Raw genomic sequence first — 15,879 nt, forward strand, 5'->3', positions numbered from 1 at the left:
TTAACGCGATTCGCGCTGCGCTGCGGTGACCGCGCCCACAGCCCAGCTATGCAAGCTGTCACACCGGCTTAAGCGGGACGAGAATCGGAGGGACGGTGGCGATGGTGACGGGATCGCCGATTCCGACCTCGCCGGACGCGACGACCACCGCCATCACTCCGGCCTTGCGGATCAGGGTCTTACCCGCGCCCTTCTCGAGCACCGCTCCCATTAGGCCAGGCGCTATCCCGTCGAGCTTGAAGCAGGGGTTGCGCAGCCCGGTCAGCTCGATCACCGCCCTCGTGCCAAGCCGTAGCCTGGTCCCGGCGGACAGACCGAGCAAGTCGATCCCCCGCGTCGTCACGTTCTCGCCCATCCGAGCAGGCGCGATGACAAAGCCTTTGGCGTACAATTCGTCGAACAGTTCGGCATGGATCAGGTGAACCTGGCGCAGGTTGGGCACGGTGCGCTGCTTCACCCACCGCGAACGATGCTGCATCGTCAGCCCGGCGTGCGCGTCACCCTCGACGCCGAGACCGGCGATCAGGCGGACCCGCGCGCACGGCTGCTTCGACACCCGGTGCAGATCGTCGCGAGCAAGGGCCAGTACGTGTGCGGGCATTGCCATTTCCTAGCCCGCGCCGCTCAACTTTGACAGTAGCCCCACCGCTACGTATCGCGCCAGTTAACCGTCCGATTAAGCCTACCGGAGACCTGCATGCCGCTTCCCGCACCCTTCGATCGCCTACGTTTGCCTGTGATCGGTTCGCCGCTGTTCATCGTCTCGGGTCCGGAGCTCGTAATTGCGCAGTGCAAGGCGGGGATCGTCGGCAGTTTTCCGACACTGAACGCTCGGCCCTCGGGCGTACTCGATGAATGGCTCCACCAGATCACCGAAGAGCTGTCCGCGCACAACCGCGACAATCCTGATCGGCCCGCCGCGCCCTTCGCTTGCAACCAGATCGTCCACAAAACCAACAACCGCCTCGACGAAGACATGGCGGTCTGCGCCAAGTGGCAAGTGCCGATGGTCATCACCTCGCTCGGCGCGCGTGAGGACGTCAACAACGCGGTTCACGCTTGGGGCGGGATCGTGCTCCACGATGTCATCAACGACCGCTTCGCGCGCAAGGCCATCGAGAAAGGCGCAGATGGGCTGATCCCGGTCGCGGCCGGAGCGGGCGGGCATGCCGGAGGTCTTTCGCCGTTCGCGTTTATGGCCGAACTGCGGACCTGGTTCGACGGATTGATCGCACTTTCCGGAGCGATCGCGCACGGCCGCTCGATCCTCGCCGCCCAGGCCCTCGGCGCCGATTTCGCCTATATCGGCACCCCGTGGATCGCCACGCACGAGGCGAACGCCACAGAAGGCTACAAGCAGGGCATCGTCGCAGGCGATGCGGCGGGGATCGTGTACACCAACCTGTTCACCGGCATCCACGGCAACTATCTACGCTCGTCGATCGAAAACGCCGGGCTGGATCCCGACAACCTGCCGGTCAGCGATCCCAGCGCGATGAACTTCGGGTCGGGTGGTAATACGAAGGCGAAGGCGTGGAAGGACATCTGGGGCTCGGGCCAAGGGATCGGCACGGTCAAGGTGGTCGAATCCGTGAGCGAGCGGGTCGACCGGTTCGAAGCTGAATACAACGCCGCGATCACCGCACTTTCCGCCAACACCGCGCCGTTCGCACGCTAATCTCAGTTTAGGTACGAGCTGCCGCTTGGCTGCCGTCCATACTTGGGTCGGCCAGCAGCGAATCGACGTCCGAGCCACCCTGCGCGGTCATCGAACCGGAGGAAATCAAGGCGACAATCGAGCCTAGGGCTGTCCGCCTGACCGATGGGGGTTCGGAGGCGACAACGTAGAATTTGTGATCAATAAAAAAGACCAGCCACTAGCTCGACAAGCATCCTTCGCCGGATGCCAAGGCGGTCAATCCGAGCGCCGGGAAGGGGCTACCATTCAGCCATCCGACCACGGCTGCGGCGAAGTAGTCCGCCGCCATCAATGAAGCGGCAGGAATCCAGACCAGCCCAACCGCCCCGGTCGAGCCCGCCAACGCGGTTCCCAGGACGACGCAGCCCCGCACCACCGGCAACATAGCCGCCGCGCCCGCCAAGTGCGCACCCGGTCGCAGCTCGACGACCTCGAATCCGCCGTCTCGCCATTCGCTTGTCTCGCCAAAATGATGGGCGATTCGCGGGCGTGGTTGTGCGCTACCCGGGATCAACCCGACGATCTCGAAGGTCAGGCCGGTGATCAGCAACTCGGCCCAGCCTTCCGGGCTTTGTGGCGCATACGAAACCGCGAAAGCGCCCGCTGCCTCTCCGGCCAAGCGAACGTCGTCGATCGAGGGCCGCCCACCCGGCGGAAAAAGCAGGGCGAGCAGCGCTCGCTCCGGAATTGGCGGATGTTGATCCACGCTGTCGGTCTCGACCCCACGGCCCTTCGGTGTCACGTTCTTGATTGGCACGGCAGCGCTGTCTGCGTCGAGTCCCGTCTCTCCGCATCGGGCACCGGCGTCAGAACGCACCCATCGCCAGCCCCGCGCCAAGCGCCTGGCCCAACGCGCGGCAACCTTCCAGGTCGCCGGCCGCAACCGACTTGGGCGCGAGAATCGTGGCCGGCGTTTGCGCGGCAGTGTTGACGATCAGCGATTCTGCGACCCGGCGCAGCCGCCAGCCCTTCGCGATCCGGTCGATTTGCCGCTGCGCGCCGCTGCCATCGCTTCCGGCAGCGATCAGCGTGGCATAGGCGCGCCCTTCGATGCGGCCGAGCAGCGGATAATAGCTGCGGTCGAAGAACTCCTTCATCGCTCCGCTCATCGTCGCGAGGTTTTCCGGGCAGGCGAACAGATAGCCTCGAGCGGCGAGGAGATCGTCGGGCTGGGCCTCCGCCGCCGTGATCAGACGGGCCTCGCCCTCACCCCGCGCGCCCTGCCACGCGGCCTCGGCCATCGCGCGAGCGGCGCCGGTGCGCGAATGCCAGACGATCAGCAACATCGCGGATCAGGCGAGCATTTCGCGCCCTCCCCGTCAATCGTTGCGGTGCCCCTTCCCCCCCCGCCGGGGTTGGGATAGCGAGCAGCGATGATCGACGTGCTGGGAATTGGCCGCTCGCTAAGCGGGCGCGCATGGCGTTGGCGCGGCGGCAATGGCGATTTTGGCGACGACGCGATCGACGGCGGCCGGCGCGCAGAGGGGCTCGACGATCTCGTCACACAACTGCTGCTCGCCAGAGGCGTGAAGCGCGACGATCTGGTCAGGCACAAGACGCCGACGCTACGGGCGTTCCTGCCAGACCCGTCGCTGTTCAGAGACATGGATGTCGCCGCTGAACGCCTCGCCCGCGCGGTCACCACCGGCGAACGAGTGACGATCTACGGAGACTACGACGTCGATGGTGCAACCAGCGCGGCGTTGCTGATCCTCGTCCTGCGCGATCTCGGACTGGAGGCGGGCTACTACATTCCCGACCGCCTCCTCGAAGGCTACGGCCCCTCGGGCGATGCACTCGTCAAGCTGGGCGCCGAAGGCACAACGCTGGTGGTGACGGTCGATTGCGGGGCGATGGCACACGAGGCGCTGGCGGCGGCGCACGAGGCGGGGGTCGAGGTGATCGTGGTCGATCATCACAAATGCTCGCCCGATTTGCCGCTGGCGACCGCGCTGGTGAACCCCAACCGGCTCGACGAAAGCGACGAAGGCGCGGCGTTTGGCCACCTTGCCGCGGTGGGTGTCGCGTTCCTCCTCAGCATCGCGCTGGTCCGCACCCTGCGGGCGCAGGGCTACTTCGCCGACCGCGTCGAGCCCGACCTGCTCGCACTGCTCGATCTGGTCGCGCTGGGGACGGTCGCCGACGTCGCCGCGCTTCACGGACTCAACCGCGCCATGGTCGCGCAAGGGCTCAAGGTAATGGCGCGGCGCGGGAACATTGGGATGGCCGCACTGATAGACGCTTCGCGGCTCAGCAAAGCGCCAACGTGCAGCGACCTTGGTTTCGCGCTGGGGCCGCGGGTCAATGCCGGGGGCCGGGTCGGCGAAGCGACGCTCGGCGTGCGTCTGCTGACTACCCGCGACGCCGACGAGGCGCGCGATATTGCTGCCCAATTATCCCGCCTCAACGACGAACGCCGCGGAATCGAGGCGGCTGTCCAGGAAGCCGCCGAAGCGCAACTGGCGGGTCAGCACAACCGCGCGGTTGTCATTGTGTCTGGCAGTGGATGGCATCCGGGCGTGATCGGAATTGTCGCCGGACGGCTCAAGGAAAGGACCGGCAAACCCACGCTGGTAATCGCGCTCGACGAGATCGACGGCACCGGCAAAGGTTCGGCCCGTTCGATCGCCGGGGTCGATCTGGGTGCCGCGATCATCGCCGCGCGCGAGGCCGGGCTTCTTGAGGCGGGCGGGGGTCACGCCATGGCTGCGGGGCTTACGGTGCGCACCGGGGGAGTGGCGGCGCTGGCAGACTGGCTTGATGCGAGGCTTGCCGGCGCTGTGACAGCCGCACGCACTGGCGAGACCATGCTTATCGATCTCAGCCTCACCCCCGGCGGCCTGACCCCCGATCTGACATCCGCGCTCGAAGCCGCGGGACCGTTCGGGATGGGCTGGCCGGGACCGCGAATCGCGCTGGGGCCGCTGAGGATGATCAAGGCGGACGTTGTCGGCACCAACCACCTGCGGATGATAGTTGGTGGCAACGACGGCATTTCGTTCAAGGCTATCGCCTTTCGCGCGGTCGAGACCGAGATGGGTCAGGCGCTGCTCCACGGTAGCAAGGGGCGGCGATTCTGGCTTGCCGGGCGCCCTAGACTCGACGACTGGGGCAGCCGCCCCGCCGCCGAATTGCATGTCGAGGACGCCGCCTGGGCGGATTGAGGAGCGATGATCGATGTTCAGCCACGTCACCTTGGGCACCAACGACTGGGTCCGCGCGCGCCCGTTCTGGATCGCGGTGATGGAGGTACTGGGCCATCCCATAATGTTCGAACGCGAAGGCGGCATCGCCTTCGGTCCCCCGATCGGACCGAAGACCTTCGTCGGTGCCCCGTTCGATGGCGCGCCCGCGGTTCCTGGCAACGGCGTCCACGTGGCCTACCTGGCGGCTGATAGGGCGACTGTCGATGCGTTCTACGCTGCCGCGCTCGCGCACGGAGGCAGCGATGAGGGTGCGCCGGGTTTGCGACCGCACTATCATCCCAACTACTACGGCGCATACGTGCGCGATCCCGACGGCAACAAGCTTCAGGCGGTGTGTCATTCGCAGGCTTGACCCTTTGGGACCCCTATCCTAAACGCGCGGGCCTTGGCGGCGCCATATGCTTTCAGGCCCCATCGTCTAGCGGTTAGGACGCGGCCCTTTCACGGCTGAAACACGGGTTCGATTCCCGTTGGGGTCACCATCCCGGTCGCGCTTGACGGCGCGCGTGGATGCGGCGACATGGCGCGGCCGAGCGATGGTTACCGGCCCCTTCGTCTAGCGGTTAGGACGCGGCCCTCTCACGGCTGAAACACGGGTTCGATTCCCGTAGGGGTCACCATCGCCAGTCTTGCTGAGAGCGCATCTGCGAACGGTCGCAATTTCGTAACGCTCGTGTCACATCGCTCGTCCAGACCGTCCGGGCGATGATCAAGACCCACGTTCTCCTGTTTCAGCCGATCGAAGGCGGGCTGGCGAAGTTTGCCAGCGACGCATTTCAGATCGACTTTCAGGTTTCGCCCGACCTTGCCACTGTTCCGCTTTCGGACGGCGCGCTGTGGGCGTTCGTCGACTGGATCCTACCCGATTTCTCCGGACTCGAAGCCTGCCGCCGCCTTCGCTGCGATCCCCGCACCGCGCAAGCGCAGGTGACCATGGCGCTGGAGGAGGATAGCCCCGAAGATCGCCGCCGAGCACTGCGTGCGGGGGCGGACGATTACCTGATGGGACCGCTGACCCGGACGATCGTGCTCGATCGCATCCTCTCTACCGGGGCTAAGGAAAGCGAGTTCGTCGCGCGCGAAATCACTCGCCTCGGCGATCTCACTGTCGAAAACAATGCTTTCCGGGCGTTGTGGCAGGACAAGCCGATTCCGCTGATGCCCAACGAGTTTCGCCTGTTGCGCTATTTCGTCGAGCATCCCGGCCGCGTCTTTAGCCGCACCCAATTGATCGCCGCGCTGGGAAAGCAGGCACCTGCCATCGACGAGCGCACGGTTGACGTGTGGGTCGGAAGGTTACGAGCGGCGTTGCGCAACGCGGGCGCGGGCGATCAGCTCAGGACAGTGCGTTCACTGGGGTATGTGCTCGATACGCCTTGAACTGAAGGCTCCCAGCCTCACAAAAATCCGCTCGTGCTGAGCTGGTCGAAGCACCTTTCCTTAATCTGAAAGGTCGTGCGTGTGACCGGGCGAAGCAAATAACGGCCCTTCGACCAGCCCAGGGCAAACGGGGTTTACAGGCCCGGCTTACAGAAACCGAACAGCCGAACCTCTAGAACGTAACCGAAGCGCTCAGCGTCAGAGTCCGGCCCAGATCGTAAGTGTTCACGTCGATCCGATTGTTGCCGGATTGCTGGAACTCTTCGTGCTTGCGCGCGGTAATGTTGCGGGCTTCAAACTTCAGCTCGATCTCTTGGCCGAGGAAATCCATCGCCTCGCGCGCGACGAAATCGATCCGCAGGCCGGGCTTTTCTATCACATCCGGTTGTGGTGGCGAGCCGTTGAGGCCGCGGCTGATCACACGCTTGCTGGCGTACGACAGCAGCAGGGTCTGCTGGCTCAGTCGCTCGGTGTTCTCGAACCCGAACTGGACGTTGGCGATGTGATCGGACTGGCCAGTGAGCGGCGCGCCGTCGCGGAAATAGTCCGTGGCGATTCCCGAGGCGGCGCCGAACACCTGGGTGGTGTCTCCTGGCGAAACCTTCAGCTTCGATTTGGAATAGGTATAGTTGGCGATGGTCACGAACCGGCGGTCGGCGAACCAGCTTTTATCGCCGCCGAACGACGAAATGTCGAAATACTTCACCAGCTCCACCTCGCCGCCGTACAGCGTCGCATCGGGTGCATTGGCATAGGATGTGGTAAGGTCGCCTCCGGTGATGAACGCCTCGATCGGGCGTTTGAGCTTCTTGTAGAAGCCGGCGATCGAGAAGCGCTGTTCGGGCGCGAAATACCACTCGTAGCGCGCTTCGGCGTTGCTCAACGTGCTATCGACCAGCAGCGGGTTGCCACGATAAGGTCGGTTGCTGTCGGGATCGAAATAGGGCTGGTTGATCAACTCGCGGAACTGCGGGCGAGCGATGGTTTTGGAAGCAGACAGCCGGAACTGCATGTCTGGGCGGACTTGCCAGGTAAGCGTGGCGGCGGGCAGGAAGTAGTCGCGCTTGAGCAGGGTGCCGCCCGTGCCCGAAACGGGCTTGACGAACACCTGGATTGGATCGACCCGCTGGGTTGCCTTTTCATAGCGCACCCCTGCGTCGAGGCTGATCGTGTCGGTCGCCTGCCAGTTGCCCTTGATGTAACCCGCATAGTTCTTCAGCCGTGCCAGAAACGCCGGGTTGCCGGTGTCGCCCTCGATCAGCGAGATGCCGAAGGCGTTGATCACCGACGGCTGGAGCAGCAGATCGGGACGGAACAGATCGACTCCGCCGGGAAAGTTGTTTGGCGCGGTGAACAGGAAGTTGCGGCGCGAGCTGGTGCGCTTGGTATCGGAGGCTGCACCGCCAATCGTCACGTTGAGAGTGTCGAACAGGGCATAGGTCAAGTCGATCCCGGCCGAGTAGAGATCTTCGTTGAGGTCGGAAAAGGTGATCTCGGCATCGCCCCGCGCGCCGTTGTTGAGGCGATTGACGAAAAACTGGCCGAAAGGGTCTGCCGGGGAATTGGTCCGTGCGTATTCGAAGAATAGCTCGTCGGGAGCCTCGCGCTGCGAGTTGGCGTAACCGGCGCGCACGTCGAGATTGAGCGCCGGGGCGAGCTTGAACTCGCCGACGATCTGGGTGTCGATCAACTGCCGTTCGTACCAGCCCGTACGTTGCTGCAAGAAGTCGACCGAAGTCTGCTGGCGATTGCCCAGCGCGAGGCGCGCCTGCTTGATCGTGTCGCGGATGTAGAGGTTGGTCCAGCGCACCTTGTTCGCGCCGAACTCGAGTCCCAGCCCGAACAGTCCGTTGACGACGATCCTCTGGTCGGTGTTGACCTGCCGAAAGCTGCTCTCGACGGTCGAAAGATCGGCAGTCAGCGACGATTGCTGAAGCGACTCGCGAGTCAGGAACTTGTTGCTGTAGCCGCCCGCCAGGATGACTCCGAGATCGGCGCCACCGATCGGGAACGACTTGCCTGCCGAGAACGAGGCCGAGGCGTTGGGCGGCAGGTTGCCCAGCTTCTGGACCACCGAATTGCCGAAGTTGATCAGCTGCGAGGCGATCGCTTGGTTGGCGGCCAAGCTCACCTGGTTGGGATCGTTGAGGTTCGCGCCGCTCTTGAAGAACGCGCCCAGCGCCGGAGGCACGTCGCGAGTCCCGTCGTCGAACCCGGAATAATCCGAATCCCCGCCGCCGAAGTAGGAATAGCCGAGTTGTCCGGTCGTCTCGCTGTCGTAGCCGACCCCAGCGCCGATGGTCAGGAAAGGATCGCGCGGGACCGCTTTGGTGGTCAGATTGATAACCCCGCCACCGAACTCGCCGGGGTAGTTCACCGAGTAACTCTTCTGGACCAACGACGAGGCGATCACCCCACTGGGGAACAAATCGAGCGGGACCACCCGTCGCAGCGGTTCGGGGCTGGGCAGCGGGGAGCCGTTGAGCAGCGCGAGGCTATAGCGGTCGCCGAGCCCGCGGACGTAGACGAGGCCGTTGCCGACGACGCTCAAGCCGGTCACCCGGCCCAGCGCTCCGGCGATGTTGCCTTCGCCCGTCCGGGCGATTTCGGCGCTGGAGAGCACCGAGACGACCTGGTCCGAGGCTTTGGCGAGGTTGCGGTCGCGGTTGCCGGTCACAACAATGGTGTTGCCGCCGCCTGGCACCGAGACATCGGTTTGCTCCTCCTGTTGCGGCTGCGCTTCCGGCGGCTGAGCATCGGGCGCCTGGGCCACAACTTCACCCGCTGGCGCGGCGTCGTCCGCAGTCGCCGGTTCGCTCTGCGCGAAGGCGAGGCCCGGCAGCGCCAGCGCGGTTGTGGTAAGCAGCGCTGCGGCAAGCCGCGATGGAGCAGTCATCGAGAAATTCCCCCGGGGTATCGGATGCAAAACCGGGGGCAGCCAGCTGGTGGCCGCCCCCGGGACTTCGTCAGGCGGCCAGTCTAGGTGGTCGGCAGCGAAGTGCAGGCGGTGCTGGTGGAACCGAAGTTGGCCGTGGCGCTATTGCAGGTCCAACCGGTGTACCACGCGTTGTTCTCGGTCCACGCCGCGCCGATCCGGAACGGCGTCGGCGTGGCGAGGAAGAACGACGACAGCGAGGTCGGATCGAACGTGGTGATCGCGTTCTCGCTCGCTCCGTTAAAGTACAGCCCGGTGCCGGTCAGCGAGTTGGTGAAGGTGTCGCTGTTGTTGTTCGACCCCGCTCCAAACGCAGTGGCGACCTGCGCCGCGGTGATGCTGCCCGTGCCGATATACTTCGTGGCATTGCACTGAAGCACGACTGACCGTGCGGTGAGCGTCGCGGGCGTGGTACCCGATCCGTTGATGCGAATGCATTCGTTGTTCGGCGCCACGATGATTCCGTTGACCAGGGTCGTGTCCGAGTTACCGCGGAACAAGGCTGCGGCCTGATCGGCGGCCTCGTTGTCAGAGCTGGTCTGCTGCTGCACGGCGACGAAGTTGGACACCTGCAGCTTGGTCCGCGGAGTGTCGGCTTCGTTGCCGTTGCTGTCGATCTCGAACAGCGCGTCGCCCTTGCCCGCACGAGGCAGCAGCATCACGTACTGGAAGTTGGCGCGGGCACCGGTATCCACGTCCATGCTGTCGTCGTCGGCGCCGGTCGCGATGTAGTAGCGGAAGTTGAAGGCTCCACCGAAGAACTCGCTGCCGTCGTCCGAGCTGTTGTGCGCCTGGATGTGGTCGAGCGTAGTCCCCGTGCCGATTCCTTCGGTGGTCAGCGCCTGTAGTTCCTTGTCCGCACCCAGGACGAAGCCCGAGTAGCGGATCTGGACGAAGCTCATCGTGCCGGCGTTGTAGGCATCGTCGCGACCGCCGTAGCGGGCCAGATCGGGCGAACCCTCGGTGTCGCGCTCGCAAGTGTCGGCGGCTACCGTGCCCACGTTGCAGTCGGTGGTGCGGGCGCGGCCGAGCAGGATTACTCCGCCCCACTGGCCCTGGCTGGTGTCGCTGTTGAGACCGAGCACGTTGTCGCGGCTGGTGAAGATGATCGGCGCAGTCGCCGTACCAGTAGCGTTGATCTTGTTGCCCCGGTTGACTGCCAGGAACGACTGGCCGGTCGCGCCATAGAGGATCGCGCCAGGTGCTATGGTCAGCGTTACATTGGTGTCCGCGGTGAGCGGCGTGGCGCAGCCAATCGTGGTCGAGGTCACCGGCGCGCCCGCGGTCGGTGCGCTGAAGCCGCCGTCGCAACCGACGTTTACCCGGCCGTTCATCTCGTAAAGCAGGCCGCTGATCTTGGGCAGGGTCGAGGAGACCTTGATCAGCGAGGGCAAGCGACAGACGCGATAGGCGCCGGTCGGGCCGCTGATCGTGCCGCCATCGGTCAGGCCTTGAGGGTCGGCGATCGTCGGACAACCCGCGGCGGCCGTGACAAGCGAGCTGGTCGGCGTCGGTGTGGGCGTCGGTGCGGGGGCTGCCGGGTTGTTGATGGTCACGTTGCCGCCCGTGCCCGGCGAGGCGACATCGCCGGCGCCGCAGCCGCTCAGAATCAGTGCGCTGCTTCCGAGCAGAAGCAAGCCGTAGAATTTCCTCACAATCGTTCCCCTTAGGTCGGTCCGCGAGGCATCCGATTCGCCTCCACCGGCCCTCCCTTTAGGAGCGCGCCGTGACAGCTTGGCTGCGTCGGCGTGACAGGCGATAGGGCGATATATGACGGTGAAGCGACGACGGTGTCGGGCGTGGGCGTATGGGCCAATCGGGGGACGCAGAGCCGATATTTCAGTTTTATGACATCATGACATTTTTGTTGCAGATCGGCCGGCGTCGCCTTTACCCTCCAAGCAACGAATGGATTAGGTGGGAGACTGTTGAAATGGCGACCACGCTACTGCTTGCCGGGCTGATGCTCGCGCAGTCGGCGCCGGCGATTACCGTCGAGGCGCAACCTGGGCTCGACCAGGTAGGATATCAGGCGTTGTCCGCTGGCCGCCCCGACCTCGCCATCGAGCGCATTTCCGCCGATCCGGTGATGAGCGCCAGCGACCCCGCCGCGCTGATCAATCTCGGCACCGCCTACGCCCGCACCGGCGACCGCACCGCCGCGCTGGCCCGCTACAAGGCGGCGCTGACCAGTCGTGATCGCTACGACCTCGAACTGGCCGACGGAAGGTGGCTGGATTCGCGCGCAGCCGCGCGCCTTGCGATCCTGATGCTCGAACGTGGCAAGGCGCTAGCCTTGCGCTGAGGCGCTAGTTCACCCGGTTCGCGACCAGACTTTCAACCACACTCGGGTCCGCCAGTGTTGAGATGTCGCCGAGGTTGGTCGTGTCATTCTCGGCGATCTTGCGCAGTATGCGGCGCATGATCTTGCCGCTGCGGGTCTTGGGCAGGCCGGGGGCGAACTGGATGGCGTCGGGGCTGGCGATCGCGCCGATCTCCCGGCGGACCCATTGCCGGAGTTCGCCGCGCAGGGCCTCATCGCCCTCCTCGCCCGCGTTGAGCGTGACGTAGGCGTAGATCCCCTGCCCCTTGATCTCATGTGGCATGCCGACGACCGCGGCCTCGGCCACCTTGGCATGGGCGACCAGCGCGCTCTCGACCTCGGCGGTGCCCATCCGGTGGCCGGAGACGTTGATCACGTCGTCGACCCGGCCGGTGATCCAGTAATATCCGTCCTCGTCGCGGCGGCACCCATCGCCGGTGAAGTAGCGGCCGGGGTACGTCGAGAAGTAGGTCTGGAAGAACCGCGCGTGATCGCCCCACACCGTGCGCATCTGCCCAGGCCACGACTTGGCGATGCACAAGTTGCCTTCGGTGGCGCCTGCCAGTTCGTTGCCCTCGGCATCGACCAGCAGCGGATATACCCCGGGTAGCGGTTTTGTGGCTGAGCCAGGCTTGGTCTTGACCGCGCCGGGCACCGGCGCGATCAGCGCGCCTCCAGTCTCGGTCTGCCACCAGGTGTCGACGATCTCGCAGCGCCCCTCGCCGACCACGCGGTGGTACCATTCCCACGCCTCCGGGTTGATCGGCTCGCCGACCGTCCCGAGCAGGCGGATCTTGCTGCGGTCGTGCGGGGTCACGAACCCGTCGCCCTCGCGCATCAGCGCCCGGATCGCGGTCGGCGCTGTGTAGAAGATCGTCACACCCAGACGGCTCGCTGTCTCCCAGAAGCGCCCATGGTCGGGATAGTTGGGCACGCCGTCGAACATCACGGTGCTCGCCCCGTTCGCCAGCGGCCCGTAGACGACGTAACTGTGCCCGGTGACCCAGCCGACGTCGGCGGTGCACCAGAACAGGTCGCCCTCTTTCGCCCCGAACAGCAGGTCGAAGGTCGCCGCGACCCACAGCAGATACCCGCCGGTGGTGTGGAGCACCCCCTTGGGCTTGCCGGTGGAGCCACTGGTGTAGAGGATGAACAACGGGTCCTCGGCGTTCATCGGCTCGGGCAGGCAATCGGCGGTGACCGTCTCGCGCGCCTCGTGCCACCACACGTCGCGCGCCGGATCGAACGCCACATCGCCTCCGGTGCGGCGCACTACCAGCACCGTCTCGATGCTCGGGCAGCCAGCCACCGCGGCGTCGGCATTGGCCTTCAACGGGATCCGCTTGCCCCCGCGGCAGCCCTCGTCGGCGGTGATCAGCAGCTTGCTGTCGCAATCCTGGATACGGCCGGCCAGGCTCTCCGGGCTGAACCCGCCGAACACCACCGAGTGGATCGCCCCGATCCGCGCGCAGGCGAGCATCGCCACCGCCGCTTCCGGGATCATCGGCAGGTACAGCGTCACCCGGTCGCCCTTGCCTACCCCGCGGGCCAGAAGCACGTTGGCCATCCGGCAGACCTCGCCGTGCAACTCGCGATAGGTCAGCGTGCGACCTTCGCCCGGCTCGTCGCCCTCGAACACGATCGCCACTCGTTCGCCGCGCTCCGCCAGATGCCGGTCGAGGCAGTTGACCGACACGTTCAAGACACCGTCGCCGAACCACCTGATCCCGAAATCCGCCTCCGCAAACGAACTCTCGTCCGCAATCGTGGGAAACCGGCTCCACGAAAGACGCGCCGCCTCGGACATCCAATAGCTAGCTGGATCAGCATCAACTGCGGCGTGGGCTTGCGCGAGGGCGGCGGTGTTACGCGGGGTCGCAGGAACGGAACGAGTCATGGCACTCCCTTGTCGGTTGCCCGCTTCGTGCCACAGGCAACGCCTATCCTGCAATCGGGGCGCTGCTTGCGCGTCCCGCATTCGCACCTTAAGCGCGAGGCCGTCTCCCGCAGTTGAGCGCCCGTCCCATGTTTCCTCCCAAGATGCCGTGGCCCGGGGTGCTGCTCGCTCTACTTGGCGTCAGCGTCATGCTGGTTTCGGGCGTTGGCGCGATCCTGACCGGCGCGGTGCTTCTGCTGTGGCTTGGGACGCTCTACATCGCCCGCCCGGCCCCGCCCCTCCCGCGCCGCAACGACAGTGGGGTCCAGTTCACGCGGGCGCGAATCGAAAGCCTGATGGAGCCGCTCGGCGTACCGCTGGTCATGCTCGACCGCGATCGTATCCAGTTCGCCAACGCCGCGGCGCGAGAGGTTCTGGGCAGTCACATCCTGGGCCAGGACGTGCGCATGGCGTTGCGCCATCCCGACGCGGTGGCGCTGCTCGAAAGCGGCGGGACCGCCACGATCCCAGGGCTGACCACGCCGCGCAGCATCTGGCAGGTCTCGCGCCGCCAGATCGACGATCGCTATTCGATGGTCGAACTGATCAATCGCACCGCCGAAGCCGATATCGATCGCGCCCATACCGATTTCGTCGCCAACGCCAGCCACGAGCTGTCGACCCCGCTCGCCTCGATCATAGGCTATGTCGAGACCCTGTCCGAGGGCGACGCCACGGTCGATGCCGCAACTTCGAGCCGGTTTCTGGCAACGGTCCTGCGCGAAGCCCGGCGGCTCCAACATCTGGTCCAGGACCTCATGTCGCTGTCGCGGATTGAGGCTGAAAAGCACGATCGCCCTCGCGAGTTGGTCGACCTCGGCCATCTGGCGGCCAGCGTCGCCACCGACCTCTCCGCCAACCGCGGCGATGGGCGGGTGATGGTCGAATGGCCGCGAGAACCTGCGACCATCGAAGGCGACCGTAGCCAGCTCGATCAGCTACTGCGCAACCTGATCGACAACGCACTGAAGTATGGCGACCCCGCCGAACCTGTCACAGTCGCGGTCGAAAGCACGCCCCGTGACGTGACCCTGACGGTCGAGGATCGCGGCCCCGGGATCGCGCCCGAACACCTCCCTCACCTCACCCGCCGCTTCTACCGCACCGACCCGGGGCGCAGCCGCGCCGCCGGCGGTACCGGGCTGGGTCTGGCGATCGTCAAGCATATCGTCGAGCGCCATCAGGGGCGGCTCGACATCGCCAGCACGGTCGGCAAAGGCACCGTCGTCACGGTTCGCTTCAAGACCATTGTCGGGGCCGAGCTCGCGGACGAAGTATTGTCATGAAGCTGTCACACGCGCCTCACATTGGCGCGGCGGGATCATACCGCGAAGGGGTATCAGCAATGTCGTCCAAACCGATTCTCATGGCTTCGGCCGCGCTCCTCGCCACCGCGGCGTTGGCCGGCTGCGGCGGTCAGCAAACCGCCTCGCGCGACAACGTCCGCGCGGTCGGCTCGTCCACGGTGCTGCCGTTCGCCAAGGCGGTGGCCGAGGAACTCGCCAAGGCGAACCCCGGCATCCCGGCGCCGATCGTCGAGATCGACCGGAACCGGTGCGGGGATGAAGCTGTTCTGCGCCGGAGTCGGGGTCCAGCATCCCGATATCGAGAACGCCTCGCGGCGAATGAAGAAGTCCGAGTTCGAGGATTGCGTCAAGAACGGGGTCAAGGACATTGTCGAGATCCAGGTCGGCCTCGACGGGATCGCCTTTGCCGAGGCCACTGGTGGCCCCGGCATGGAACTCACCCAGCTCGACATCTACAAGGCGCTCGCCAAGAACCCGTTCGGCAAGCCGAACACCGCCAAGACCTGGAAGGACGTCAACCCGGCGCTCGCCGACGAGCCGATCCTGGTCTATGGCCCGCCCTCGACCTCGGGCACCCGCGACGCGCTGAAAGAGCTGATCCTTGCCAAGGGTTGCGAGACCGACCCGGCGATGAAGGCGCTCAAGGACAGCGACAAGGCCAAATACGACGCCAACTGCACCGAAGTGCGCGAGGACGGGGCTTACGTAGATTCGGGCGAGAACGACAACCTGATCGTGCAGAAGCTCGAAGCCAATCCGAAAGCGATCGGTGTGTTCGGGTTCTCCTATCTCGAATCCAACGCCGACAAGATCAAGGGACTGAAGGTCGGCGGGATCGTCCCGACCTATGCCTCGATTTCGGACTTCACCTACCCCGGCGCGCGTCCGCTCTACATCTACGTCAAGAAGGCGCATCTCGAGGCGATCAGGGGCTTGAAGGAATACGTTGCCGAGTGGGCCAAGAGCTGGAGCAAGGACGGGCTGCTGGCCAAGAAGGGCATGGTCGTCGCACCCGACGCGGTGCTCGCGGTCAGCGCCAAGGCCGCGACCGACTATCCGGTTCTCGACGGCGCGAGCCTAAAGTAAGAATCAG

At 65.3% G+C, this 15,879-nt stretch carries 12 protein-coding genes, 2 tRNA genes and 1 pseudogene; 9 read left to right on the top strand and 6 right to left on the bottom strand.

Going from position 1 to position 15,879, the window contains the following annotated elements:
* Positions 1-58: 58 nt before the first annotated feature.
* On the bottom strand, positions 59-601 hold the full coding sequence (locus GKE62_RS01225; RefSeq protein ID WP_154690662.1) for an MOSC domain-containing protein: 543 nt from the start codon (positions 599-601) through the stop codon (positions 59-61).
* Between the two features lie 96 nt (positions 602-697).
* Here GKE62_RS01225 and GKE62_RS01230 point away from each other — a divergent pair, with 96 nt between their 5' ends.
* Entirely contained in the window at positions 698-1,678 is a 981-nt protein-coding gene (locus GKE62_RS01230) for a nitronate monooxygenase family protein (protein WP_154690663.1), read from the top strand.
* Between the two features lie 199 nt (positions 1,679-1,877).
* On the opposite strand, the gene GKE62_RS01235 is transcribed toward GKE62_RS01230, so the two are convergent.
* Both GKE62_RS01235 and GKE62_RS01240 read right to left on the bottom strand, forming a co-directional pair.
* Positions 1,878-2,456 carry a hypothetical protein gene (locus tag GKE62_RS01235; protein ID WP_154690664.1) on the bottom strand — a complete coding sequence of 193 codons (579 nt, stop codon included), beginning with the start codon at positions 2,454-2,456 and terminating at the stop codon, positions 1,878-1,880.
* A 49-nt stretch (positions 2,457-2,505) separates the two neighbouring features.
* Positions 2,506-2,985, bottom strand: coding sequence for a flavodoxin family protein (locus GKE62_RS01240; protein ID WP_154690665.1), 480 nt, complete (start codon positions 2,983-2,985; stop codon positions 2,506-2,508).
* An 87-nt stretch (positions 2,986-3,072) separates the two neighbouring features.
* On the opposite strand from GKE62_RS01240, the gene recJ reads away from it, so the two are divergent.
* The 5 genes from recJ (at position 3,073) to GKE62_RS01265 (ending at position 6,285) form a co-directional block, all read left to right on the top strand.
* Entirely contained in the window at positions 3,073-4,863 is a 1,791-nt protein-coding gene (gene recJ / locus GKE62_RS01245) for a single-stranded-DNA-specific exonuclease RecJ (protein WP_154690666.1), read from the top strand.
* A gap of 13 nt (positions 4,864-4,876) precedes the next feature.
* A complete protein-coding gene (locus GKE62_RS01250; protein WP_154690667.1) occupies positions 4,877-5,257 on the top strand; it encodes a VOC family protein in 381 nt (126 codons plus the stop codon).
* Between the two features lie 55 nt (positions 5,258-5,312).
* Positions 5,313-5,387, top strand: a tRNA-Glu gene (locus tag GKE62_RS01255).
* Positions 5,388-5,450: 63 nt separating this feature from the next.
* Positions 5,451-5,525, top strand: a tRNA-Glu gene (locus GKE62_RS01260).
* A gap of 85 nt (positions 5,526-5,610) precedes the next feature.
* Entirely contained in the window at positions 5,611-6,285 is a 675-nt protein-coding gene (locus tag GKE62_RS01265; RefSeq protein ID WP_154690668.1) for a response regulator transcription factor, read from the top strand.
* A 172-nt stretch (positions 6,286-6,457) separates the two neighbouring features.
* Here the strand turns inward: GKE62_RS01265 and GKE62_RS01270 are convergent, their stop codons facing one another.
* Together GKE62_RS01270 and GKE62_RS01275 are read right to left on the bottom strand one after the other, a co-directional pair.
* Positions 6,458-9,181 (bottom strand): TonB-dependent receptor domain-containing protein, encoded by a 2,724-nt coding sequence (locus tag GKE62_RS01270; RefSeq protein ID WP_154690669.1) that lies wholly within the window; start codon positions 9,179-9,181, stop codon positions 6,458-6,460.
* An 83-nt stretch (positions 9,182-9,264) separates the two neighbouring features.
* Complete coding sequence (locus GKE62_RS01275; RefSeq protein WP_154690670.1) at positions 9,265-10,875, bottom strand: hypothetical protein; 1,611 nt, start codon at positions 10,873-10,875, stop codon at positions 9,265-9,267.
* Between the two features lie 278 nt (positions 10,876-11,153).
* Here GKE62_RS01275 and GKE62_RS01280 point away from each other — a divergent pair, with 278 nt between their 5' ends.
* Entirely contained in the window at positions 11,154-11,525 is a 372-nt protein-coding gene (locus GKE62_RS01280; protein ID WP_154690671.1) for a hypothetical protein, read from the top strand.
* Between the two features lie 4 nt (positions 11,526-11,529).
* On the opposite strand, the gene acs is transcribed toward GKE62_RS01280, so the two are convergent.
* A complete protein-coding gene (gene acs, locus GKE62_RS01285; RefSeq protein ID WP_154690672.1) occupies positions 11,530-13,440 on the bottom strand; it encodes an acetate--CoA ligase in 1,911 nt (636 codons plus the stop codon).
* A 128-nt stretch (positions 13,441-13,568) separates the two neighbouring features.
* Here acs and GKE62_RS01290 point away from each other — a divergent pair, with 128 nt between their 5' ends.
* On the top strand, positions 13,569-14,765 hold the full coding sequence (locus GKE62_RS01290) for a cell wall metabolism sensor histidine kinase WalK (RefSeq protein WP_154690673.1): 1,197 nt from the start codon (positions 13,569-13,571) through the stop codon (positions 14,763-14,765).
* Between the two features lie 59 nt (positions 14,766-14,824).
* A pseudogene (locus GKE62_RS01295) lies at positions 14,825-15,872 on the top strand (substrate-binding domain-containing protein).
* The last annotated feature ends 7 nt before the right edge of the window (positions 15,873-15,879 follow it).

Origin of the sequence: Novosphingobium sp. Gsoil 351 (genome assembly GCF_009707465.1) — a bacterium.
Classification (GTDB): Bacteria; Pseudomonadota; Alphaproteobacteria; order Sphingomonadales; family Sphingomonadaceae; genus Novosphingobium.